Genomic DNA, 18,885 nt, shown 5'->3' with positions numbered 1-18,885 from the left:
CCCGCGATGTCCCGAATCAGCCCTAACCGCTTGAAGTCAGTGCTATGGGGCTCATAACAAGGAGAGCACAGGAAAGGGGCCTTGGTCAGATACCAAGGCCCCTCCTGCCGTGCTACCGGGTCAGGACTGCCCCCGGATGAACCTCAACATCAGGATGATGAAGCCACACAGGCCGGCGGCTGCTAGGCAGCCTGTGTAAATCGCCTCGAAATACGAGACATGGTCCATGATCCGTCGCCCTGTCGCCGCGGTGAAACCACCGATGATCCCCACAAGGACAATGACTGCGGCTTCAAACTTGCGGATCTTGGACCCATCACCCCCGTCCCCGTCGGAGCTGGTTCCAGAGGGCTGGGGGTTGTTCTGCGTCGTTGGCATGACGGCTGCACCTTCGCGTCAGCCGCCTGTGAAGGATGACCTGTCGGATTCGGGCTGGCGAAGTTGCCCGGCCGCTGACGCAGCTTCACCCCAAGGGCTGCTCGGCCCGGTCATGGCGTGACCGTCCCAACGACCCGTCGTGCTGGGTCCTCCACTCCTGCCGATCCACTTCTGTCGACCGGTCATCCGGGCGGCGGCAGGACTCGGCGTCCGCCCGGATCGCCCCACCACTGTGGCGAGGGCTTGTCGTCAGCAGGATCTTGGCCTACTCACGGTCGAAAGTCCCAGGGGAACTGGGGATTTGTGTTCTTTCGCACCACTCACCCGTTTGGGTGGACGTATGTGAATTTCCCAGGTCAGGCAGCATCGAGGTGCAACAGCGGGTCAGGAAATGGGACCGCGCCTACGTCATCTGAGGGACCCTCTTTCGTACGAGTTGAGGGAGCGTCAGGGGTGCTGGCTACGACACGCGCTGTCGGCGCCACCACGTCATGCCCGAGCTGTACCGGGGTCCGCACGGCAGACACTCCCGAGCCGCTGGCGCTGCGGTAGCAGCGGTTCCAAGTGATCGCACAGCTCAACCGACACGATCCACGGCTGTCGGTGGGCACCGCTACTATCCGGGATGCCTCATGGGGGGCGACGAGGGGAGTCAGGGAATGGGTAACGTGAACGATTCAGCGGTCAAGCGGAAGTTGGGTATCCAGACCTGGCGGAACTTGTCCAAGGACAAGGTGCTCAAGTTCGCGGCAGCGATGCCCGAGATGGCCACCGAGGCGCGGCTCAAGCTCATCGAGCAGTTCCCGGCCTTCAAGGACCTGGGTAAGGCCAACATCGATGCAGTCGCAGAGGCCCACAGGTCCACTCTCGCAGCCAACGAGAACAGTCAGAACCACTTCTACAAGGCTGCACAGGACCAGCGGGACGCTCTGCAGGCCGACCTCGGTCGGGACGACCTCAGCGAGGCACAGTGGGAGTCCCTCCACGACCGCCTCGAACGAAACGTGGGGCGGGTATCCGAGAAGGACAGCGAGAGCAAGCAGTTCCAGGGGGCGGGGATGAAGCTGGTGGCAGCCACCGGTGTAGCCGCCCTCGCGCTGAGCGTGGCGTTCGTCGGCGGCAGAGTCGCTGGAGCGAGCGAAGACGGTTCCGAGGAATCCCAGTAGGACTGATGTAAGCGCAAGGGAAAAGACTCATAGACTGATCTTCAGCGGCGCGGGGCTGCCGAAGGGAGCACCGTGAGCGCGCCGCCGGGACAGGACCCCACGCCGTGGGAACTGCTGCGGGCCATGCAGCAGATGCGTGACGACCTGCGCGCCGACTTCGCTGCCTTCAGCGCGCGGCTCGCCGAGATGGTGACGAAGATCCAGTACGAGGCCGACCGGCGGACTGACGAGGTACGGATCAAAGCCGTCGAGGACGACGTCGCCCAGATGCGGCGAGAGCGCGAGACGGAGCGGCAAGAGGCCCGCGGCGTAAGGCGGTTGGCTCTTACTGCCCTCGTGGCGCCGGTCGTGGTGGGAGTGATCGTCGCGATCGTGACCGGCAAGCTCGGATTGTAGGCTCGGAACAGCAGGCGCGGGGGAGAACAAGGAACGCGCCATGCCTGATCTCTGGCTGCCTGGAGCTGAGCGGCATCCGCTCAGCGACACTGCACCCACCGACACGCAGTACGACCCACGCGTCATCTGGCACATCACGTGGGACAAGAACGCCACGGCGGCCAAGCCTGCCGATCTCGTGGCGTTCGACAAGCTCGTGCAGTACTTCACCGGCGGCGGCAAGGGAGTCGCGCCGCATCTGCTCTGGGATCCCTTCACGGGCAGGACCGCCCAGTTCTATCCGGCGAACAGCCGGGCCAAGTCGGTCGTCGACCTCGCCGGCGGCACCCGTACCAACCGCACCGGGAAGGTGTGTCTCCAAGTCGAGACGCTGTTCTTCCCGTACTGCCGGGTGAACGGGAAGTCGTACGCGACCGTCCGGGACACCCGGGCCAAGGGTCTCGACAAGATCCTGGCCTGGGCCCGGAGTTGGGGGGTGCCGGACGTCTGGCCGATGGGCGCCCCGACCTGGAACGCGAATCGCAGCGAGCACATCTGGGAGACGGAGGGCGGGCACTACGGCCACGGCCAGACGCCTGAGAACACGCACACGGACCCGGGCCCTATGCCGAAGTGGCCGACCAGCACGTCGACGTCGCCCAAGCCGGGCCCACCGGCGTTCCCCGGCCGAAGCGCCTTCGGACCCGGCAAGTCGAACGCTTCGATTCTCTTGCTGGGCCAGCAGCTCGTGCGCAAGGGCTATGGCAAGCACTACCGCGTCGGCCCGTCCCGCGAGTGGGGTGAGGCTGACCGTCTCAACGTCGTCGACTTCCAGCACGCCCAGAAGTGGACCGGCTCCGACGCCGACGGCTACCCCGGCCCCGAGACCTGGCGCCGACTCTTCGCCTGATCCCTCTGACCAGCACAAGGAGCACATCCCCATGAACCTCTACGCTTCGCTGCTGCGCACGGGAGTTCCGGCCGCGGTCGGCTGGCTCGTCGCGGTGGCTCTCCGCCACGGACTCGATCTCGAGGCCACGGCCGTCACAGGAGTCCTGACCCCGGTCGCCACCTTCTCCTACTACGGCGTCTTCCGGTTCGCCGAGGAGCACCTGTCGCCTCGGTTCGGCTGGCTGCTCGGCTACGCCCGTCCGCCGAAGTACGAGAACACGTCGCTCGCCCTGCCGCGTACCTGACCCACGATGAGGTGACGTCGAGCAGCCAGAGGGCCAAGCATGGAAGAAGACCCCCGTCTCGCGACGGGGGTCTTCGACCTCTTGGAGACTCCACCCTATCGTCTCTTTGGCGGGGCCGGACTCTGCTTCCACGTGGTTACAATCTATATGCAGACGTGACGTGAGCTGGAGGCGATGGAATGGCAGAGGACAAGGCGCCGGCGGGAAGGAAGCCGTACCTGGCCGGCAGGGTCGAGTTCGCCGCGCTGTACGACGTGAAGCCACTTCAGGTCAGCCAGTGGATCAGCCGGGATCACACCCTCGATTACCGTCACGCCAAGATCATCAGCGGATCGCCGTACTGGCTGCTCCAGTTCGTCAAGGGCTTCGGAGAGACGACCCCCCGCCCAAAGCACCTCAATCAGACGGAGCTTGAGCGGCTGACCAAGGAGCAGGACCCGGGCTACTGGGTGCGCGAAGTTGAGCAACTCCCCCCGCTGGTGGGCCAGGCCGAGTTGGTGGCCCTGTTCCAGCTGCCGTCCGGCGAGCTCCTGCGCAAGGCGATCAGCACCGGCCGGTTCCGGCCCGCCGACTACAGCCTGTCCGGATCGCCGATCTGGCTCTTGGAACCCGTCGTTGCAGATGCACCCGCGCTACAGGCGGGAGCGCGTGCAGTGGACTGGGCGATCGACGACAAGGTCTTGGCTGCCCTGCGTACGGGTAGCTACGACGGGCCCGGATCCAGGATCGTGCCGCGCGGCAAAGCGGCGAACAAGGCCGCCGGATAATCGCAGGTCAGAGGCTTGCGATTCTTGATTCCTCCCTCGATTGCATATAGAATAGAAGCACATCCGAGGGGGTGTGCTTCGTTCAGCTAGGGGGGGTCATGTGCCGATCCAGGGGGCCACCGAGGGTGGTCTCGATGGTGTTGTCGATCGACAATCTCTCTGCCCAGAGATAGATTCCAACACTCCAGCGTGTTAGGTCCATATCTGAGGGGGGAGCCTTGCTGATCGAACAGCCGCCGTTGTTCGGCACCATCCAGCCCGTTCGCCACCCCGCCGATGTCGGCAGCCTGACCATCCAGCAGCGATTCGAGGCGTTCCACGCGCTCAACCCCTGGGTTCTCAGGGCGCTGATCCGGATGACCGCCGACTGCGCGGAGAAGGGGTTCGGCCGCATCGGAATCGGGATGCTCTTCGAGCTCCTGCGCTACCAGTACGGCGCGGCGACCCGAGGCGACGAGTTCGCGCTGAACAACGACTACCGCTCCCGGTACGTACGGCTCCTGCTGGCCGAACACCCGGAGTGGTCAGCCCTCTTCGAAGTCCGGGCCCTGCGCACGGACTGACCACGACCTCTTGGAGCCAGATCGTGAACGCACCGGCGGGCACCGCAAAGCCGCCCGCAGTCCAACTGAAAACACGCAAGCCGACGGGGATCGTCCCCTGGCCCCTCCTCCTCATCGAGGGCGAAGAGGGCGCGGGCAAGACCTACTCGGCCGCACAATTCTCCAGCAGCGACCGCATCGGCCAGATGTACTGGATCGATCTCGACGAGGGATCGGCCGACGAGTACGCGGCCATCGAGGGCGCCAACTATCTGATCATCGAGCACGACGGCACCTACCGCGACATTCTCGAACAGGTTGAGGCCGTGCACGCCGAGGCCAGGCGCGCGGCGGCGGCCGGAGAGCCCCCGGTCGTCCTGACTATCGACTCGGGATCCGCGCTGTGGCGGATGCTCACCAACTGGACCTACGAACGCGGTCGCCGGACACGCAAGAACCGTGCGCTGCTCCAGGAGGACCCGGACGCCGCGTTCGACATCGGCCGGAATCTGTGGAACGACGCCACGGAGCGGTGGAACAGGATCATCTACCTGCTGCGCACACTGCCCGGCATCGCCATCGTGCTGGCCCGCGGCAAGCAGGTCAGCGCCACGGACGACAACGGCCAGCCGATCCAGAACAAGAGCGAGTGGAAGGTCTCGGCTCAGAAAGACCTTGGCTTCGACTCGTCGTGCTGGGTGCGCATGAAGCGCAACGCCGACCCGCAGGTCATCAAGGTCCGATCGCTCCGGATGCGCGTCGAGCGGAACAAGCCACTGCCGCTGCGGGACTTCAGCATCGAGGACCTGGTCTTCAACAAGCTGGGCTGCTCCGTCGAATCCCAGCCGCGCATCATGCCCGCGCTCGTCGGCGATCTCGTACAGCCCTGGCTCGCCCGCATCGCCGGCCTGACGGACAAGAAGCTCCTTGAGGCGCTGTGGCGGGCCGTCCCAGATCCGGTGAACCGCCTGAGCCACGAAGAGATCCTCACCATCCGGGCCGCCGCCGAGCAGCGCGCCGCCGAACTCGACAGCCCCCGGCGGGAGATGGGGGAGGGCCCACTGTCCGACGCCGACAAGCTCCGTGCCGCCGCCCAGCGCAAGGCCGACGAGCAGGACGCGGACGCCGAGCAGTGACCGCCCACGCTGACCTCTTGGAGAACCCCTCTATGTCCGTAGCCACCGTTGACGGCATCGCACCTTCCATCTGGGATGCCGCACACGACGTGGACGCCCGCCGCCCGCGCTCTCGTCAGACACAGCTCGGCGCGTCCGACACCGTGTGCGGCCGACGCGCCGCCTACATCCTGCACGGCACCACAGCGACCGATCACCCCGACAAGCGAGCGGCGATCCTCGGAACGTTCATTCACCACGGGCTGCTTGAGTCCGCGCGCACCGAGTACAGATGGCTGGTTGAACGCAGGGTCCAGGACAACATGATCCGAGGGCATGTCGACGTCGTACAGCTCGACGCGGCGACCGCCGCTCGCCTGCCCGCACGTCACCGGCCAGCGATACCCGCCGACGTCCTCACCGTCGAGGACGTGAAGACCAAGTCCACATACCTGTGGGACCGCGTTCTTCGCTACGGAGCCACGGCCGCCGAGCTGCGCCAGGTCCATCTGTACGCGGGCGCGCTGTTCGAGGTCGGGTTCGAGGACGTTCCCGGCCAGCGGTACCTCTCCCGCCTGGGGCCACTGGACATCGGTCGTATTCGCTTCCGGTTCATCAACCGGGACTCCGGCGCGGAGCATGTCCAGGAGATCGACTTCGACCCGCAGCGCGCGGCGGAGGCCCAGTGGTGGGTGGAACGTGTGCGCGAGACCGGCAACCCCGAGGAGATGCCCCGCGACTTCAACGGCCCCGGTCTGGACGCCATCTGCGACTACTGCCCGTTCCGCTCCCTGTGCTGGCCGGGGACAGCTCCGGGCGTGCCCGAGCAGGCCGCGCTCATCCGCAACGACGCCGACCGCGAACAGGCGCTCATCGACTACGTGAAGGGACACGAGCTCGCCAGCGAGGGCGACAGGGTCAAGAAGTTCGCACGCAAGAAGCTCGACCAATCCCCGGAGGGGATCTATGGCCCTAACAGGCTGTCCTGGCGCGGAGGCAACGACGAGGAGAAGGACGACGTGGAGGCGATGGTCGACCTGCATGAGGTCGCCGGAATCCCGGTCCCGATGACACCGGACGTCAACCGCATGGTCAAGAACCTCAAGGACGCAGGACTGGCGATCCCTCGGCGGAAGACCGGCAAGAAGACGCCCGCGGTCATCAACATCGCGCCGGCCTGACCCGACTCCGATGAGTCTCAGCCCCGCCCGGGAGCGACCGGGCGGGGCACCCAGTCCTGCCGCCGTGCCTGTACAGCCCAAGGGGAACCGTGTCCATCCAACTGATGATCGCTGCGGCCTACTTGCCGCCTGACGTGCTCAGCCAGAGCCAGAAACTCGCCCTCATGAAGATCGCGGACAGCGCCGACGACGAGACGCGCCTCGCGCGCCCCGGCCTCACCCGCCTCGCGGCATGGGTCGGCGTGACCGACAAACGCGCCATCACCATCGTCACGGAGCTGATAGCCAAAGGACTTGTCGAGCGCATGGAGGTCGGCAAGGCGGGACGCGCAGCGGTCTACCGGGTCTTCCCCCTCGGGGTGCCGCCCACACCGACCACGCCGGAGCTCAAGGAGCGCCTGGAGGCTCGCAAGGCTGCTCCGAAGAACGCCAACAAGGCCCGCTCCGGAGTCGCGCGTTCGGCCCCCGCAAAGCCTGCGATGACCTATCAGGACGTCGAAGACCGCGAGGCCGCGCGCCGAGAGAAGGTCGAATCGTCGCAGGTCGAGGCTGGGTTCCACTCGGGGAACCCAGGCGAGGAGGCAGGGTTCCACGGAGGGAACCCAGACGGGCAGGACAGCCGGGTTCCACCCGTGGAACCCGGTGAGTTTCACGGGGGGAACCCACTGGGTTCCAGCGGTGGAACCCCTTCCTTTCCTGGTTCTTCCTCTGTCCTTCCTTCCCCCCTCACCCCCACGGCTGACGCCGCAGGGGAGCCCGCATCCGCTCCATCAGACAGCTCCGCCTCGGAGCGCGGGCAGCCGCCAAGAGGCTGCACGAAGCACCGGGGGCGCCCTGCCGCCTCCTGTCGTGGGTGCGGCACCAACCCGCGCGCAGGGCGCCGAAGGGAGCAGGAGGAGGCCAAGGACGAGGAGCACCGGGAGCACGGGCGCTTCTGGGATGAGTGGCACGAGGACGCCGCCAGGCGCCGCCGACGGATCGAGGAGCACCCGGAAGCGACCGAAGTGGCGCGGAGAGCTGTGCGCGAGGCCGTACGAGCACGGAAGGGCGACAGTCAGCGAAAAACTTAGGCACCCGAAAGGAAATTGCACCAGAAATATGGACATCCCTGGCAATGCATATAGAATAGAACCAGAAGAGGGGGAGAAGCCCCCTCTTGATCGGAAGGAAGACATGAACTACCTGCCCATCCTTCGTCGCTGCCACAAGGGCGCGCTCGTGCTCGACAACGGCGCTGCCGTCCGCGAGCAGATCCACGGAATCGCCGACCTCTACCGCCAAGACCCCGAGGGTGTCGGCGACATGCTCATCCAGATCGCCGACCTCAAGGACGTGGTCGACTGTGAGCGCCACCTCGGCGGGCTCGGCCGCGCCAAGCTGGTGCGGGACGAGGTCGTCGGCGAACTCCTCGACGACGTCGGCGGCGCTGAAATCCACCTCGACCACCGCGAGAACCACCGGGCGCTCATGCAGGCCCGTGACCTCGCCCACCAGGCGCTGGACATCGCCGATGTGGCCATCCAGCGTGCCGATGAGCTGGAGGCTTCGACCGCCCTCGCCCGCCAGGCGCGAGAGGAGCGGCGCAAGGCCCCGTGCCTGGTGTTCGTCACCCGCCTGTGGTGAACGCGTCCACGTTCATCTTGGGGCTGAGATAGATCCCAACTCTGTACTGTTGGCTGGCACACGACCTCTTGGAGAAGGAACTGTGAGCAACGACCTGGCGCCGCTGGCCCCGATGCCCGTACACAACAACACCGAAGACCCGCTGTGGCTGGCCCTGTGGGGCGCGTACGAGCCGGTCATCACCGCGCTGCGCCGCATCCCGCTCGTGACCAACGTCGAGTCCGGGAACATGTTCGCCATCACCGCCGAGCTCACCGACGGCTCGTACCTGTGGATCTCCTCGGTCGAGGACCTGCCCATGGACCCGGCCGCGCTCGAGGGCTTCCAGGTCAAGCGCCTCCACGACGACAACCCGAACATCGACGAGGTGTTCTACGACTCCACCGAGAGCGGAGAGCAGTCGGAGCACGGCAACAACGTCGTCCCGCTCATCCAGGCCATCACGGCCTTCGTCACCGAGCGGCGCCTCGCGCCACGCGTCACCCACCTGGTCTCCGTCCGATTTCAGGGCGTGACAGCGCAGCGTCGGCCGCTGTCCAAGTTGCTGCACGGCCCCCTCGCCGACAACGACGCGGCCATCAAGGAGTACGGCAACGCCGTGCGCGCCATGGCGGGGGACGGCTGGACGTGCGTCCACGCGCAAGGCGGCACGGACTGGCCGCTCACCGTGTGGGTGCTGAACGACGAGGTCGCCACCATCTACCTCGCGTCCGCCGGGCAGGTGATCGTCTGATGGCGGGCACCGAAGCAGCCCAGCCGAATCTGGCGGAGGAGACCGGCAAGCGCCGCTGCGCCTGCGTCATCGCCCATCCACAGAGCGAAGACGAACGAGCCCGAGCCCAGGCCGCGTTGGACAACGGACTCGCGACCAACGACGCCCACGGGGTGTTCGTCGCCTGCATGCAGCTCCTTCAGCCCTGCCCGGCTCGCTACGAGGTGGTGGCGCGATGACCGTCCTGTACGCGCTGCTCGTGCTCGCCCTCGGTGTCGGGGCCGGCCTCACCGTGCTCGTCATCGAAGAGCGCCGCTGGGAGGCCCGCAGCCAGGCCCCGCGCCGCATGACCTACGGCGAAGTCCACCACCGTCACGCCGCCCGTCGCTGATCGCGCTGCCCGGCCCGACTCCGGGCCGGGCAGCCGCAGACCTCTTGGAGAACACCCCGTGGGAAACGACATCTACATCCAGACCACTGACGGCAAGAGAGCCGAAGGGGCCGGGAACTACTTCCGGTTCGCCTTCACCGCACTGCCGCGCACTCTCGACGCGATGAAGAACTTCGGGATGCTCGTCGAGCTGCCCGTCCCGTCCTACCCGGAGCTGTCCGCCTACGGGCTGGCGGGCGTGGATCTCCGGCCCGGCACCAAGTACGACGAGAGCACGGCGAACCGCGTCGCCGCATTTCGGACCGCCTACCAGGCTGTCAAGGACGCTTCCGAGACGGTGCCGACCGGCATACCCAGGTACAAGATCGACTCGAACGACGGCTTCCTCGTGACGGTCGCCGAGATCAGCGCCGCCCTGGCCACCTATGACGCCCACCCGGGCGTGGCCATCGCAGAGATGCCCGTGGGTGACCCGACATGGGGGATCTGGATCTCCTTCCTGCGCCATGCGCAGGCGCACGGCGGTCTCCGCACTCACTGATCTCGGCCGTCGCCCGGCCCCGCGTCGCGGTGCCGGGCACGCAAGACCTCTTGGAGAACAACTACCAGCATGGCCACCTGGATTGACCTTTTGTGTGGCGCGGGCGGCAGTAGCACCGGACTTGTCGAAGCCGGGCACGAGCTGTTGCTCGGCATCAACCACTGGCGGCTCGCAATCGAGACGCACGCCGCGAACCATCCCAACTGTGAGCACGCCGTCATGACGCTCAGCGACGGCTTCCCCATGCGCATGCTGCCCAAGGCCGATGGACTGTGGGCATCCGTCATCTGCACCGAGATCAGCCCCGCGGGCGGCAAGCCCCGGGAAACCAACCAACTTGATCTCCTCGACCTGCTCGAAGAGGAACGCGACGAGTGGGAGTCCCTGACTAAGGACGCCTTCGAGGCGACCCGGGTTACCGCGTGGTGCGTGGTGCGAGCCGCTGAAGCGAAGCGGTTCAAGGCCATCGTCGTAGAGAACGTCGTCGAATTCGGCCTGGACTGGATCCTGTTCGCGACCTGGCTCCAAGCCATGGAATTGCTCGGATACCAGTACCAGATCGTGTGCGTCAGCAGCGCCCACGTTGGTGATGACGTCAACCTGCGCGCCCCGCAGTGGCGTGACCGGATGTACGTGGTCTTCACCCTCAAGACCATGCGCAAGCCCGACCTGGAGCCCAGGCCGCTCGCTCCCTGCGTCGACTGCGGTGAAGACGTGCACGCCGTCCAGTCGTGGACCAAGACCGATGGCCTGCGTATCGGTAAGTACCGGCGCGACTACATCTATCGCTGCCCCAACACCCGTTGCCGCCACGCCATGGTCGAGCCGTACGTTCGCCCGGCCAGCGACATCATCGACTTCAGCGACCTCGGGAAGCGGATCGGCGACCGCAAGAAACCGCTCGCCGATACCACCATGGACCGAATCCGCGCAGGGCGCCGCAAGTTCCCCTGGCGCCCGTACTCGATCTCGCTCACCCACGGCAAGGACGGCGGGGACAGGGCGTACGCCGTCGAGGACCGGCCGATGCCCGCCCGGACGGTGAAGCAGGGAGACGCGCTCCTGGTGCCGACCGGCGGCTCGTGGAACACCGACGCCGTCCCCCTCGACGTGCCGATGCGTACTCGCACCACCCGCGAGAGCGAAGCCCTGCTGACGATGGACCCGTTCATCATCGAGTACCGCAACCACGCCACCGCCAGCCCCGCGAGCGACCCGCTCAGCGTCGTCACCGCCCAGGGCAACCACCACGGCCTCGTCACGCACGCCGGCACCACCCCCGAGCATGCGCGCAACACCCTCGTCGTGCCGTACCGCAAGGCCGCGGTGAAGACGGCCGCCGAACCCGTCCACACCCTCTCCACCCGCGACTCAGCCGCCCTGGTGCAAAACGCCCCGGACATCAACGACTGCTACTTCCGGATGCTCAAGCCCCGCGAACAGCTCGAAGGGCAGCGGTTCCCCAAGAAGTACGTCGTCTACGGCAACCAGGCCGAGCAGACCGCGCAGGCAGGCAACGCGGTCTCGGTCAATGTTGCCCGGTGGATAGGCCAGCGATTGGAGCCCGTCCTGTGACCGGATCACGAACCCTGATTGGCACCCACGTCACCTCCCACGCCCCATGCTTCGGCGACGAGGACTTCGCCGTTGCCGACGACAGATGGAAGAACGGCATCGAACTGGTCGCCATCTGCGAACCCGTCCTCTACGTCTGCGGAGGATGCCCCTTCCGGGCCGCCTGCATCCGGCAAGTCCTCCCAGCCAAAAGCCTGTTCACCGGCATCTGCGGCGGCCGGATCTGGCTCAACGGCGTGATCATCCACGAGCTGCCCAACGCCGACCCCAGCGAGCTGCCAATCCCGGTCATCCGCAAATCGTGCGGCACGCCCGCCGGATCGCGCGCTCACCGCCGGGCCGTAGAGCAGCAATGCCCCCGGTGCCTGCCCTACTACCGCCCCGGACCGAACCCACTGGACGCGGAGGAGCAGGCCGCGCAGCAGCTCGAACTCCCCGACGCTCCCTGACCAACCGAGAGGAATCGCAGTGAAGCCCCTGACCGCAATGTGCACCGGAACGCCGGACGGCTACCGGATTCGAGTTCTGGCCGAGGACCACGACGACTTGGTGGACCTCGTCGTCGACTGGGACAGCTTCCGCCCGGCCAGCGCCGGGCACCGGCTGATCGAGCACGGCTACATGATTCGACCCGACGCCCGAACTCCGGAGGCGGTGAACGGCTGGAGAGAGGTTCCGGACCAGCCCGGAACCTGGTCCGTGCCGGTCATGCCGACGAACGGGGGCGACCCAGTGACGCACCCGATAGTCAGCGAGCGCCTCGTCGAGGCGGTCACCCACTGGACGGAAGGGCGCCACGACGAGGCCCAGGAGATCCTGGCGGACCTCGCGCGGAACGGGACACCCTCGCTGATGTACGGAGTCGCGACGGGGCTCGCCGTTATGGCGAAGGCAGCCTTGGCGAAGATGCAGGGACTCGATGCCGACACGGCGTCCTGGATCATTCTGACTTCCGACGGCAGCCGTCCCGAGGACATCGTCCCGCAGCCGCATTTCTTCGCAGCACGCTTCATCACCGCGTTCGCCAACGGGGACACCGCGACCACGCTCGCCCTCTACGGGGCCGCTTTCACCGCGCCGGACCCCGAACTGTTCTCCCACTGCCTGGAGATGCTGCTGGCAGCGACCGGTGAGGCAGTGCGCGCCGCCACTCCGGGGGCTGATCGATGACCAGCTCTGCCACCTACTCGTCCGACGGACTGCGCCACGACGTTGCCGACCCGGCGACATGGAGCGTCCGGATCTGCGCGGGCCGATGCGGCACGTGCATCTTCCGGCCGGGCAACCTGATGCGCCTGGAAGAGGGGCGCGTGGCAGAGATGATCGCCAACGCCATCGCCGAGGAGGGGCACATCGTCTGCCACGCCACGCTCGCCACCGATGCCCCCGCCATCTGCGCGGGCTTCGCCGCGCACCGGAACGGCCGTGCCGCTTCCCTCGCCCTGCGCCTGGCCCGAGCCCGCGTCCTTCGTACCGTCTGGGTTCACGTCGACACCAGAAAGGTGGAGTCGTGACCAGCGTGCTCGCCCTGCTTGTCCTCCTCGCGTGGGCAGCGGGTGCCGTGGTCCTGGCGGGCACCTTCCGGAGGCTGCTCGCCCACGACCCGATCCTGCGACTGGTGTGCCAACTGCGGCCGGCCGCTGTCGCCTTGTACCTCGCGGTGGTCATCGTCGCGTGGCCGGCGGCCGCGGCGGCGAAAGCTCTGTCGGATCTCTTCGACCGGGGCCGCAGGTGACCCATATCAAGCCGGGACGGATCTTCGTGGCCTGCGACCCGCGGGACAGCATCCGCATACGGATCGAGCAGTACAAGCCGGGGGACATGCGCGCCTTGGTCGCGGACGCCGCGACTGGCCGCAGGCGTCGCCTCATGCTGATCTCGGCCTTGCACGCGTCGGCCTTCACCAACGCCGGCGTGCCGCGTCGGCGCGGATACGCCCCCGAAACAACGGAGTTGGCAACGCCCAAAGCAGTTACCCCGGTCGGAGTTCCGGGCGAGGGGGAACCGGACTGGTTCGAGGGGATGCCCGGCCGCCAGTTCAGGGTCGCGTTGCCACCCCGGTTGACGCTCCTGAACGCCAACCAGCGGCTCCACCACCACAAGCGCGCGGAGATCACCAGGGTGCTGCGGCGCGCGGCCTGGGCCGCCTCACGCGCAGTGCCACACCTGGAACGGGTCCACATCATCGGCGTCCTGCACCCCGAGGACAGGCAGAGGAGAGACCCGGCCAACTGGTACCCCAGCTTCAAGGCGTGCGTTGACGGGCTGGTGGACCAAGGCGTCCTGGACGACGACGACCACACGCGCGTCGTCGGCCCGGACATGCGCATGGGGCACGTGGTCGAGGGCGCGCGGCTCGTCCTGCACGTACGCGACCTCACCCCTGCGGACATGGCTGCTGACCTGCGGAAATAAAGCCCTCCGGTGATCAAGAAAATCCACCGGAAATCTTGCCCCCCTCCCAAATGCATATAGAATAGAACTAGAAAGAAGGGGGGAGTGGCCCCCTTCTTGAACCGTCAGGAGAGACCGTGACAGACCCCTTCAGTCCCGAGCGCATCCGCCAGCGCCTGAGCGTCGAGCAGATCAGTCCCGCCCAGGCGGACCGGCTGGCCGAGGCCGTCGCGGAATCCCTCCAGCGGACCTGCAAGGAGTGGTTCCCCGGCACCGACTACGACAACTGGCGGCAGATGCTCCCCGAACCGCTGCTCGACGTCCTGGTTCAACTCCTCACCTGGGGCGAGGACGGTCAAATCGTGGCCGACTACAGGCCCACCGCCGCAGCCACCTGCATCTTCCTGGATCTGCAGAACCGTCCCATCCCCGTCGGCTGACGCCGTCAACGACTCCGTCCGGCGACCGGTGACCATCGCATCCCGGCCGCCGGGCGGCCTTATGCCAAGGAGGCGCGCGAAAGTGCAAGATCCCTGCCCGCTCGCGGACCGGCGGGTGTGTGAGGCCACCCGCAACCTCGCTCGCGCCGTACTGAGGCGCATGGCCGTGACGGCGATAGCGATCGAGCCGCGCATCAGGACTCTCGTCGCCACCCGCGACGACCCCAGCTATGCCCTGTGGAGTCTGCACGGCGACGACGGACGACTTCTTCTCCGGTTCGATCTGCAAAAAGAGCCGGACCCGATCTGGGGCAAGCTCACCGCAGATCTGTGCTTCCTCGCTCGGCTCGCGGACCTGCGCACGCACCCGCCCGGCTACTACTTCGTCCACCCGTTGGCCGATGAGCGCGACATCGCCGTCGCTCTCCCCGCCAATCCCCGCGGCCTCCCTCCTCGCGAGATCGGCCCCCTTCGGTGGTAGCCGTTGGCCAGGGTGGCCGCTCCGCCAACGGTGCGGCGCTCGTGGTCGGCATCAGTCCGGACTGCCCCCCTCCGTGCTCGCTGACGGCAGGGCCGCAACATCCCCTGAATGCATATAGAAAAGAAGCATCCGGGGTCCCTTCCATCCTCAAGGAGGCACCGTGCCCGCTCGCCCCTCGGTACCGGTCATCCACACGCCGGACCACCACTTCGCTGCGATGTTCCTCATCCTTCTCTCCCGCGCGCCCGACACCGCCACGCTCAGCGCCGCCACGCGCCTCGCCGACAGCGCGGTGGTCGCTTCCTGGGCGCTGCGCCCGGACGACCTCGAACCCCTCACCGTCGAGCAGTACCGGGAGTTGCTCACCTACGCCGCCGCTCCCGAAGTCCTCGACCTCGCCCTCTACCTGCGCGGCGACAGGAAGCACATCCGCACGCTCATGGACCACATCGGCCGAGAGATCGCGGAACTCCTCACCCACTACTCCGCGCGCCAGACCCCCAGGTCTGATGCCCGCCCCTGAGCGCCAAGGAGAGCTATGACCAGTCCACCCGCACGGCAGTGGTGGGTCATCTACCGGGAGCCGAACCCCGCACAGATAGACGTCGTTGCCGTCGAAACCCCTCCCGAGGACGACGCCGCCCATGACAAACGGTGCGCCGAACTGGAGGCATCCGGCCAGGCCGCCTACGTCGTCACCGCACCCGACGAGGACGTGGCAGGCGACATCGCTCTGCGGGTCTGGTCGGAAGAACTCGTCAACAGCCCGACACGGCTGGCGGCTGCAGACGCCTACCTCGCCTCCCTCAACCAGCCCACCGACTAGATCTCTGGAGATCACATGGGTCCGACCACTCTGCACACCATGTCCGTCCGCGTCGCCGAGGAACTGGGTGTTCACCCGGACGCCGCCGCTCGCGCGCTGCGCGCCGCCCTCGGCCTCTTCCGCGCCCAGGCCCACCACCCCGCGATCGTCAACGCCGGCATCGCGCCCGCCGAATACCTCGGCCTGGCGCTCAAGAGCGATCGATTCAAGGCCTTGCTCATCGCCGCCACCTTGACTGCCGCTGGCCGGGACGTCGACGCCCGCCTCACCTGGACTGCCTATCTCGACCGGGAGATGGAGACCACCAGGCTCGCCCATCAGGCCGTACCGGCGAACGCCATCCTCGGCGACCCGGACGCCATCCACAGCGTCGGCCGCCAACTCGGCCTCACCGACGAGCACACCGACCGGCTCATACCCGGACTGGTCTTCACCATCGCGACCGGCTACCCCTACCGCTCCGCAGACATGCGGCACCTCAGCCTCACCGACGTCCTCGCACAGCTCACCGCAGAGGACCTGACGGAACTGCTCCAGCACGCCGCGCTCGTCGACGCCGGACGCGCCGAGGAAGCCGCCGTCCTGCTGCGCCGCATCCAGCACGCCCCCTGACGGTGACGCGTGTCGGCCTGCACCCCCGCAGGCCGACACGTGACGCCGCACTCAGACCTACGAGCCAGGAGGACCAGCATGAGCCAACTCGATCTGTTCGCAGCCCCTGATGAGCCAGACCAGCCACCCGCGCCGCCCACCCCTGCCGCCCCGACCCGCAAGTACCTCACCGACCTACCGCCGGCCCCCGCGCCCGTGACCATGCCCGCCGCCGCGCCTCGCCCTTCCCTGGCGGTCGTCAAGCCCAAGCTGGGTCACTACCGCCCGGCGCAGAGCAACCCGCACGCGCACGCGTTTGAGATCGCGGAAGCCGTCAGCTACGCCTGGCATCACGCGCACGGGGGGAGCAGCATCGAAATCCCCATCGGCACGGTCGCCGCGCTCGCCCTGTGGCCCCTGCGCGGTCCGGACGCCCACCTTGCCGCCGACTGGTGGCTCAGCCTCGACGACACCGAGCTGCTGGCCGCGTTCCGCGAGTGCTGGGCCCGCTGGTGGATCATGCGACCCGACCTCATCGACCGAGCCACACCCCTCCACAAGTGGGTCGACGACGATAAGCCCGACGCTCGGCGAGCCGCTGCCGTACGAGCCGTCGTCGAGGCCGCGCTCACCAACGGGCTCCTGCACCTGACCGCAAGCGATGACCCCGATCTCCGCTCCACCACCGACGTGATCGGAACCCTGCTCGCCGTCATGCGCTCCGAGGGCGCTCACGATGCACTCGCGGAGATACACACGCCGCCGGACGTCGCCTACCTGATGGCCAGGATGCTGCTCGACGATATGCCGCTTGAGCCCGGCATGAAGTTCGATGAGCCCGCCGGCGGAACCGGTGGCATGTACCGCGCCGCCGTACAGGTCATGCGCGAACGCGGCATCGACCCGCACCAGTTCGGATGGTCGCTGACGGACATCGACCCCCTCGCGGCAGCGGGCGCCGCCGTCAACGCGATCCTCTGGGACCTCGGCCCGCACGTACTCATCAGGTGCGGCGACACCCTGCACGAAGGCAACGTGCCCGCCAGAGCCGCTCGGGAGGCATTGGAGTCCCTCGAACGGCGCGATCGACTGCACTCGCAGGCCGTCTTCCTCGCGGCCATCCAGAAGGTCGAAGCTCTGGTACGCGATGTAGCGGCCTGACCTGCGGAAATCTTCTTAGGCGATCTTGAACTCTCCCTTGAATGCATATAGAATAGAACCGGAAGGGGAGGGGAGTCATGGAAGAGCCACCGTTCACATTCCCGTACTGCCGCAGCCACGACGTCCGGTGCCCGGAGCCGGGCTGCGGCGCATGCGCCTGCGACCACTGCTTCGACTGCGGAGCCTGCCCTACCGAGGCATGCGACCACGACTCCTAGCAGGCGGCCACCAACGGCCCCGTCACTCGGCGGGGCCAGCCGGCGGCCCACCACGACTTCCACAACACATCACGACTGGAGCGCAGATGACCTACAAGAAGGGCGACCGCATCGCCCTCGTACACACCACCGACTCGCACACCGACCTCAAGCTCGACGACGAAGGCACCGTCCACCGGTTCGACGCCAACCTCTCCATCCTCTCGGTGAACTGGGACAGCGGCTCCACCCTCTCGATGCTCCTCGACGACGGCGACGAAGTACGTCCCGCGTAGCTACACCGGGCCCGCCCCGGCAGGGGCGGGCCCCGCTTCACCCGCAGACCTCTTGGAGAACGACACATGCTCATTACCGACGCCGCAGTCCGAGAAGCCGCGGCCAACCTCGCCCAAAGCCTCGGCGGCGACTGGGCGATCGACACCGCAGCGCCCGCCGACGGCGCAGCCCACCTCGTCTACAGCGACGGACGAGGCATCAGCTTCCGCCCCATCTTCGGCGGCACCACCGTCCAACTCTGGATCACCGGCAGCGCCGTCTCTCCGCTCCCCGAGGGCGCCACCCTGGCCGACCAGGCCCTCCACGAAGCGCACGTCGCTGCGCGCCTTCCTGAGGGGCACCGCTACAACCAGTCGACCACCCTCGTCACCGAGGCGGATGAGGACCCCGAACGCATCATCCTGCGCACCCTCGAAGACACCCTTCTCCCCGCCTTCGAATACAAACCCCGCTACGTCGGCCACCGGCCGTGGATAGACCTCTTCGACAACGCCCTCGCCGCAGCGACCGCCGAACGGGAAGCCCCGTCAGTCGTCGATGATCACGGCCATGACCACGAGATCAAGGTCGAGCCGCCCCCGCAGGAAGGCGTCGAGCCCAACGCCAAGGCTGAGTCGCACGTCTACCCGGAGCCGGCCGGGGGCGGCGAAGAGGCGCCGGCCGATGAGCCGGCGGTGCTGAAGCAGGCATTCGAGGAGGCTCCGAGCCCCGAACCGCAGACCGAGCCCGAAGCCGCCCCAGAACCGACGTCCGACGACACCAGCAACCGCAACGACACGACTGACCAGCCCGTTTCAGAGCCGAACCCCGCCACCAGCCGTCGTCCCCGCAAGCGAAATCCGAAGCACCGCACGACGGCCAGCGCCACCGAGTCAACGTCGTGACTCGATCGAGGGGCGCGGCCATACGTCGCGCCCTTCCCCGAGCGCCATCCGC

29 protein-coding genes and 1 riboswitch are annotated in these 18,885 nt (G+C 67.3%); of the genes, 28 read left to right on the top strand and 1 reads right to left on the bottom strand.

Translation table 11 applies throughout. The annotated features are described in order from the left end of the window. Positions 1–120: 120 nt before the first annotated feature. Positions 121–378, bottom strand: coding sequence for a hypothetical protein (locus ACFU5F_RS04385; RefSeq protein WP_383881729.1), 258 nt, complete (start codon positions 376–378; stop codon positions 121–123). Positions 379–385: 7 nt separating this feature from the next. Next, positions 386–597: riboswitch (cyclic di-AMP (ydaO/yuaA leader) on the bottom strand. Between the two features lie 413 nt (positions 598–1,010). Between ACFU5F_RS04385 and ACFU5F_RS04380 the strand changes: the two genes are divergently transcribed. From ACFU5F_RS04380 to ACFU5F_RS04245, 28 genes are all read left to right on the top strand, one after another. After that, entirely contained in the window at positions 1,011–1,544 is a 534-nt protein-coding gene (locus ACFU5F_RS04380) for a hypothetical protein (RefSeq protein ID WP_383881726.1), read from the top strand. A 72-nt stretch (positions 1,545–1,616) separates the two neighbouring features. After that, entirely contained in the window at positions 1,617–1,940 is a 324-nt protein-coding gene (locus tag ACFU5F_RS04375; RefSeq protein WP_383881723.1) for a hypothetical protein, read from the top strand. A 40-nt stretch (positions 1,941–1,980) separates the two neighbouring features. Then, on the top strand, positions 1,981–2,829 hold the full coding sequence (locus ACFU5F_RS04370) for a peptidoglycan-binding protein (RefSeq protein WP_383881720.1): 849 nt from the start codon (positions 1,981–1,983) through the stop codon (positions 2,827–2,829). A gap of 31 nt (positions 2,830–2,860) precedes the next feature. Further along, positions 2,861–3,115, top strand: coding sequence for a hypothetical protein (locus ACFU5F_RS04365; RefSeq protein WP_383881717.1), 255 nt, complete (start codon positions 2,861–2,863; stop codon positions 3,113–3,115). A 179-nt stretch (positions 3,116–3,294) separates the two neighbouring features. Next, on the top strand, positions 3,295–3,882 hold the full coding sequence (locus tag ACFU5F_RS04360) for a hypothetical protein (RefSeq protein ID WP_383881714.1): 588 nt from the start codon (positions 3,295–3,297) through the stop codon (positions 3,880–3,882). A gap of 218 nt (positions 3,883–4,100) precedes the next feature. Continuing rightward, positions 4,101–4,445, top strand: a complete 345-nt coding sequence (locus tag ACFU5F_RS04355; RefSeq protein WP_220649003.1) for a hypothetical protein — start codon at positions 4,101–4,103, stop codon at positions 4,443–4,445. Between the two features lie 23 nt (positions 4,446–4,468). Beyond that, positions 4,469–5,560, top strand: coding sequence for an AAA family ATPase (locus tag ACFU5F_RS04350; protein WP_383881711.1), 1,092 nt, complete (start codon positions 4,469–4,471; stop codon positions 5,558–5,560). Positions 5,561–5,592: 32 nt separating this feature from the next. After that, positions 5,593–6,720, top strand: coding sequence for a PD-(D/E)XK nuclease family protein (locus ACFU5F_RS04345; RefSeq protein ID WP_383881708.1), 1,128 nt, complete (start codon positions 5,593–5,595; stop codon positions 6,718–6,720). Positions 6,721–6,809: 89 nt separating this feature from the next. Beyond that, on the top strand, positions 6,810–7,790 hold the full coding sequence (locus ACFU5F_RS04340; protein ID WP_383881705.1) for a helix-turn-helix domain-containing protein: 981 nt from the start codon (positions 6,810–6,812) through the stop codon (positions 7,788–7,790). 103 nt (positions 7,791–7,893) lie between these two features. Next, positions 7,894–8,343 carry a hypothetical protein gene (locus tag ACFU5F_RS04335; protein ID WP_383881702.1) on the top strand — a complete coding sequence of 150 codons (450 nt, stop codon included), beginning with the start codon at positions 7,894–7,896 and terminating at the stop codon, positions 8,341–8,343. An 82-nt stretch (positions 8,344–8,425) separates the two neighbouring features. Beyond that, a complete protein-coding gene (locus ACFU5F_RS04330) occupies positions 8,426–9,076 on the top strand; it encodes a hypothetical protein (RefSeq protein ID WP_383869594.1) in 651 nt (216 codons plus the stop codon). Then, positions 9,076–9,294 carry a hypothetical protein gene (locus ACFU5F_RS04325; protein WP_383869596.1) on the top strand — a complete coding sequence of 73 codons (219 nt, stop codon included), beginning with the start codon at positions 9,076–9,078 and terminating at the stop codon, positions 9,292–9,294. The genes ACFU5F_RS04330 and ACFU5F_RS04325 overlap by 1 nt, the downstream gene beginning before the upstream one ends. Then, the gene (locus ACFU5F_RS04320; protein WP_383869598.1) at positions 9,291–9,446 is read left to right on the top strand and encodes a hypothetical protein; all 156 of its coding nucleotides are present in this window, start codon (positions 9,291–9,293) and stop codon (positions 9,444–9,446) included. The genes ACFU5F_RS04325 and ACFU5F_RS04320 overlap by 4 nt, the downstream gene beginning before the upstream one ends. Positions 9,447–9,504: 58 nt before the next feature. Next, positions 9,505–9,987, top strand: coding sequence for a hypothetical protein (locus ACFU5F_RS04315; RefSeq protein ID WP_383869601.1), 483 nt, complete (start codon positions 9,505–9,507; stop codon positions 9,985–9,987). Between the two features lie 69 nt (positions 9,988–10,056). Continuing rightward, positions 10,057–11,562, top strand: a complete 1,506-nt coding sequence (locus ACFU5F_RS04310) for a DNA cytosine methyltransferase (protein ID WP_383881697.1) — start codon at positions 10,057–10,059, stop codon at positions 11,560–11,562. Continuing rightward, positions 11,559–12,011, top strand: a complete 453-nt coding sequence (locus tag ACFU5F_RS04305; protein WP_383881694.1) for a hypothetical protein — start codon at positions 11,559–11,561, stop codon at positions 12,009–12,011. The genes ACFU5F_RS04310 and ACFU5F_RS04305 overlap by 4 nt, the downstream gene beginning before the upstream one ends. Positions 12,012–12,030: 19 nt before the next feature. Further along, positions 12,031–12,732, top strand: a complete 702-nt coding sequence (locus tag ACFU5F_RS04300; protein ID WP_383881692.1) for a hypothetical protein — start codon at positions 12,031–12,033, stop codon at positions 12,730–12,732. Then, positions 12,729–13,076 carry a hypothetical protein gene (locus ACFU5F_RS04295; RefSeq protein WP_383881690.1) on the top strand — a complete coding sequence of 116 codons (348 nt, stop codon included), beginning with the start codon at positions 12,729–12,731 and terminating at the stop codon, positions 13,074–13,076. Before ACFU5F_RS04300 ends, ACFU5F_RS04295 begins: the two co-directional genes overlap by 4 nt. Then, complete coding sequence (locus ACFU5F_RS04290; protein ID WP_383869615.1) at positions 13,073–13,297, top strand: hypothetical protein; 225 nt, start codon at positions 13,073–13,075, stop codon at positions 13,295–13,297. Before ACFU5F_RS04295 ends, ACFU5F_RS04290 begins: the two co-directional genes overlap by 4 nt. Continuing rightward, positions 13,294–13,977 (top strand): hypothetical protein, encoded by a 684-nt coding sequence (locus ACFU5F_RS04285; RefSeq protein ID WP_383881685.1) that lies wholly within the window; start codon positions 13,294–13,296, stop codon positions 13,975–13,977. The genes ACFU5F_RS04290 and ACFU5F_RS04285 overlap by 4 nt, the downstream gene beginning before the upstream one ends. A gap of 116 nt (positions 13,978–14,093) precedes the next feature. Continuing rightward, on the top strand, positions 14,094–14,396 hold the full coding sequence (locus ACFU5F_RS04280) for a hypothetical protein (protein WP_383881682.1): 303 nt from the start codon (positions 14,094–14,096) through the stop codon (positions 14,394–14,396). 82 nt (positions 14,397–14,478) lie between these two features. Then, the gene (locus ACFU5F_RS04275; RefSeq protein WP_383881679.1) at positions 14,479–14,877 is read left to right on the top strand and encodes a hypothetical protein; all 399 of its coding nucleotides are present in this window, start codon (positions 14,479–14,481) and stop codon (positions 14,875–14,877) included. A 160-nt stretch (positions 14,878–15,037) separates the two neighbouring features. Then, complete coding sequence (locus tag ACFU5F_RS04270; RefSeq protein ID WP_383881676.1) at positions 15,038–15,400, top strand: hypothetical protein; 363 nt, start codon at positions 15,038–15,040, stop codon at positions 15,398–15,400. 15 nt (positions 15,401–15,415) lie between these two features. Then, a complete protein-coding gene (locus tag ACFU5F_RS04265) occupies positions 15,416–15,703 on the top strand; it encodes a hypothetical protein (RefSeq protein WP_383881673.1) in 288 nt (95 codons plus the stop codon). A gap of 15 nt (positions 15,704–15,718) precedes the next feature. Further along, entirely contained in the window at positions 15,719–16,315 is a 597-nt protein-coding gene (locus ACFU5F_RS04260) for a hypothetical protein (protein ID WP_383881670.1), read from the top strand. Positions 16,316–16,393: 78 nt separating this feature from the next. Next, positions 16,394–17,455, top strand: coding sequence for an N-6 DNA methylase (locus ACFU5F_RS04255; protein ID WP_383881667.1), 1,062 nt, complete (start codon positions 16,394–16,396; stop codon positions 17,453–17,455). A gap of 304 nt (positions 17,456–17,759) precedes the next feature. Then, positions 17,760–17,948 carry a DUF4314 domain-containing protein gene (locus ACFU5F_RS04250; RefSeq protein WP_383869634.1) on the top strand — a complete coding sequence of 63 codons (189 nt, stop codon included), beginning with the start codon at positions 17,760–17,762 and terminating at the stop codon, positions 17,946–17,948. A 66-nt stretch (positions 17,949–18,014) separates the two neighbouring features. Then, on the top strand, positions 18,015–18,833 hold the full coding sequence (locus ACFU5F_RS04245) for a hypothetical protein (protein ID WP_383869636.1): 819 nt from the start codon (positions 18,015–18,017) through the stop codon (positions 18,831–18,833). Positions 18,834–18,885 lie beyond the last annotated feature (52 nt).

The organism is Streptomyces sp. NPDC057438, assembly GCF_042802995.1.
Taxonomy (GTDB): Bacteria; Actinomycetota; Actinomycetes; order Streptomycetales; family Streptomycetaceae; genus Streptomyces.
The sequence above is the reverse complement of the archived record's forward strand: the minus strand, read 5'-3'. Positions and strand labels throughout refer to the sequence as shown.

Bases quoted from the DNA above. Each gene is read 5' to 3' on its own strand.
- ACFU5F_RS04385 (WP_383881729.1), bottom strand. From the start codon at position 378: ATGCCAACGACGCAGAACAACCCCCAGCCCTCTGGAACCAGCTCCGAC.
- ACFU5F_RS04380 (WP_383881726.1), top strand. From the start codon at position 1,011: ATGGGGGGCGACGAGGGGAGTCAGGGAATGGGTAACGTGAACGATTCA.
- ACFU5F_RS04370 (WP_383881720.1), top strand. From the start codon at position 1,981: ATGCCTGATCTCTGGCTGCCTGGAGCTGAGCGGCATCCGCTCAGCGAC.
- ACFU5F_RS04365 (WP_383881717.1), top strand. From the start codon at position 2,861: ATGAACCTCTACGCTTCGCTGCTGCGCACGGGAGTTCCGGCCGCGGTC.
- ACFU5F_RS04360 (WP_383881714.1), top strand. From the start codon at position 3,295: ATGGCAGAGGACAAGGCGCCGGCGGGAAGGAAGCCGTACCTGGCCGGC.
- ACFU5F_RS04345 (WP_383881708.1), top strand. From the start codon at position 5,593: ATGTCCGTAGCCACCGTTGACGGCATCGCACCTTCCATCTGGGATGCC.
- ACFU5F_RS04335 (WP_383881702.1), top strand. From the start codon at position 7,894: ATGAACTACCTGCCCATCCTTCGTCGCTGCCACAAGGGCGCGCTCGTG.
- ACFU5F_RS04325 (WP_383869596.1), top strand. From the start codon at position 9,076: ATGGCGGGCACCGAAGCAGCCCAGCCGAATCTGGCGGAGGAGACCGGC.
- ACFU5F_RS04320 (WP_383869598.1), top strand. From the start codon at position 9,291: ATGACCGTCCTGTACGCGCTGCTCGTGCTCGCCCTCGGTGTCGGGGCC.
- ACFU5F_RS04310 (WP_383881697.1), top strand. From the start codon at position 10,057: ATGGCCACCTGGATTGACCTTTTGTGTGGCGCGGGCGGCAGTAGCACC.
- ACFU5F_RS04295 (WP_383881690.1), top strand. From the start codon at position 12,729: ATGACCAGCTCTGCCACCTACTCGTCCGACGGACTGCGCCACGACGTT.
- ACFU5F_RS04265 (WP_383881673.1), top strand. From the start codon at position 15,416: ATGACCAGTCCACCCGCACGGCAGTGGTGGGTCATCTACCGGGAGCCG.
- ACFU5F_RS04260 (WP_383881670.1), top strand. From the start codon at position 15,719: ATGGGTCCGACCACTCTGCACACCATGTCCGTCCGCGTCGCCGAGGAA.
- ACFU5F_RS04255 (WP_383881667.1), top strand. From the start codon at position 16,394: ATGAGCCAACTCGATCTGTTCGCAGCCCCTGATGAGCCAGACCAGCCA.
- ACFU5F_RS04250 (WP_383869634.1), top strand. From the start codon at position 17,760: ATGACCTACAAGAAGGGCGACCGCATCGCCCTCGTACACACCACCGAC.
- ACFU5F_RS04245 (WP_383869636.1), top strand. From the start codon at position 18,015: ATGCTCATTACCGACGCCGCAGTCCGAGAAGCCGCGGCCAACCTCGCC.